This window comes from Allosalinactinospora lopnorensis (genome assembly GCF_000981225.1).
GTDB classification, from domain to species: Bacteria; Actinomycetota; Actinomycetes; order Streptosporangiales; family Streptosporangiaceae; genus Allosalinactinospora; species Allosalinactinospora lopnorensis.
The window spans coordinates 1-2,418 of the sequence record NZ_LAJC01000163.1 but is presented as its reverse complement, the minus strand read 5'-3'; the positions used below and the strand labels follow the sequence as shown (position 1 = coordinate 2,418).

General features: G+C 67.3%; 2 protein-coding genes. One reads left to right on the top strand and one right to left on the bottom strand.

Going from position 1 to position 2,418, the window contains the following annotated elements:
• Positions 1-320: 320 nt before the first annotated feature.
• Positions 321-740: a hypothetical protein gene (locus VS93_RS26220; RefSeq protein WP_156185031.1), complete on the top strand. Its 420-nt coding sequence runs from the start codon at positions 321-323 to the stop codon at positions 738-740.
• 53 nt (positions 741-793) lie between these two features.
• Here VS93_RS26220 and VS93_RS26215 read toward each other — a convergent pair whose 3' ends face one another.
• Entirely contained in the window at positions 794-2,239 is a 1,446-nt protein-coding gene (locus VS93_RS26215) for an NCS2 family permease (RefSeq protein ID WP_046472516.1), read from the bottom strand.
• Positions 2,240-2,418 lie beyond the last annotated feature (179 nt).

Here is a 2,418-nt window from a genome sequence, read left to right as displayed (position 1 = left end):
TTTAGGCCGGGGAGGAAGCCAAGAATACGGTTCTCTGCTGCATGCTCACGAGCCTAACGGCGGCGCGTCCCGGCGGCGGCGCATTCTTTCATGGCCGGTTCGGGCCAGCCCCCGTCCATTGTGATCAATAAATTCCGCGCTCTATTGTTCATTGTGCCGGTTTCCCGATCCATTGGCTCGGGTGGAGCGGGAGAGATCTTCTGAGAATGGCCGGGATTCGGGACTTACGTGTCCAAAGGGAGGACAGAATGGTACGGACGGTACCGGTTCGAGAATTCGTCCGGCGGGTGGTCACTATCGGTTCTGGTGTCGTTATGGGGATGGCCCTGTTCGGCGCCGCGCCCGCATCCGCCGCCGAGGTCGACGCCGCCGCCTATGCGGGAGGAGCGGTCGAGCGGCAGGCGCCCTGGGTGAATCCGGGAAATGCGACCGGTACGTGGACCGCCCGGGAAAGGATCAGCAGCAGGGGCGTGATCCAGGTCCGCGTCGGCTATATCAACGGCGTACAGCACGGCTGGGCGCAGGTTCTCAACGCCGCGAATTCCAACCAGCACGTTTCCCTGGAAGTCGATCTCAACGGTGACAGGAACTGGGATGTCGCCTGGAACACGACGATCAGCATCCGCAACTACACATACGCCTATCCCACGTCGCCCTCTCCGAACCGAGCTTTCCGCGCCTGCGTCAAACAGAACGCCAACGAAGGGTGCCACGCGAGCCACCGCACGACCTGGTGGTAACCGCGGCCTCTCGGCCCGCTCCCGCCCCGGCGCCGGGGCGGGAGCGCGGGTGATCAGCCGACGCCGAGCAGCCGCTCGATCCCCGCGAGGCCGAAGTGGCAGGCGAATACCGCGGTCAGGATCCACATCAGCCGGCCCACCTCGCGGAACTTCCCGCTGAAGGTCTTGATGACCGTGTAGGCGACGATACCGGCGCCGATACCGTGCGCTATGGAATAGGTGAACGGCATCAGCGTGATCGTCAGGAACGCGGGGACGGCGGTGCTGATGTCGTTCCAGTCGATCCTGGTGATGTGCATCATCATCATGGCCCCCACCAGGACGAGGGCGCACGCGGCGGCCTGGCCGGGCACGATCCCGAAGAGCGGGGCGAAGAGAATCGCCAGCAGGAAGAGGGCTCCGGTGACGACGCTGGCCAGACCGGTACGCGCGCCCTCGGTGACCCCCGCGGTGGACTCGACGAACACCAGGGTCGCCGAGGAACTTGTGAGACCGCCCGAGACGGCCCCAGCGCCGTCGACCGCGAGGATCCGGTTGACCCGCGGCATCTGGCCGTTCCTCCCCGTCAGACCGGCCTTTTCGCCGATGGCCAGAATGGTGCCGAGCGCGTCGAAGAAGCCGGCCAGGACCAGGGTGAACAGGATGACCCCGGCACTGGCCGCACCGGCCGTGCTCCACGCCCCGAAGAGGTCGACCCGACCGAACAGCCCGAAGTCCGGGGAGGCCAGCAGATGCTCGGGCAGCTCGGGGACCTGCGTGCCCCAGGCCTCCTCCGGCACCGGGAAGACGCGGTTCACGACGGCGGCGACGAGCGTGGCCACGACTATGCCGTAGAAGATCGCGCCGGAGACGTTGCGCGCCAGCAGCACCGCCGCGACGAGCAGACCGACGACGAACACCACGACCGGCCAGCCGGTGAGGTGACCGGTGAGTCCGATCTGCAGCAGACCGCCTTCGCCCTGGCTGACGAAGGACGCGTTGTCGAGCCCGATGAGCGCGACGAACAGGCCGATGCCGACACCGATCGCCAGTTTCAGGTTGTGCGGCAGCGCGTTCATCACCGCGGTGCGGACCCCGGTGACCACCATGAGGATGATGGCGACGCCCTGCCAGACGACAAGGCCCATTACCTCGGGCCAGGCCATCAGGGGTGCCGCCTGGTAGGCCACGACCGCCATGACACCGAGCGCCGCGGCCAGCGCGATCGGGGCGCGGCCGACCACGCCCATGAGGATGGTGATGATCCCCGCGGACAGGCAGGTCATCGTGGTGAGCTGTGCGGGGGACAGGGTGTCGCCGTTCACGTCCGCGACACCGCTCAGGATGATCGGGTTGAGGACGATGATGTAGGCCATCGCCATGAACGTGGTGAGGCCGCCGCGGATCTCCTGCGGGTAGCTGGATCCGCGTTCGGTGACGAAGAAGAACCGATCGAGCCGGGACCGCTCGGGCCGGGCCGGCGATTCGGGCGGCGGCCCGGTTTCGTCGAGTCGTGTCATGCTTGCCTCCCGGAGGACGGTGGGGGCAGGGCGCGGTATAATCGATACTTTCCGTTGTTGTTCGGTTGCTGTGGGTGGCGTCATTGTCCGTGCCCGCCCCGAAGGCGCAGCGCCGGCTGCCGGGGGCGGTGGCTGTGTGCGGTGCGTTCGCCCGCACCGCGCCCGCAGGCGCGGCCCGG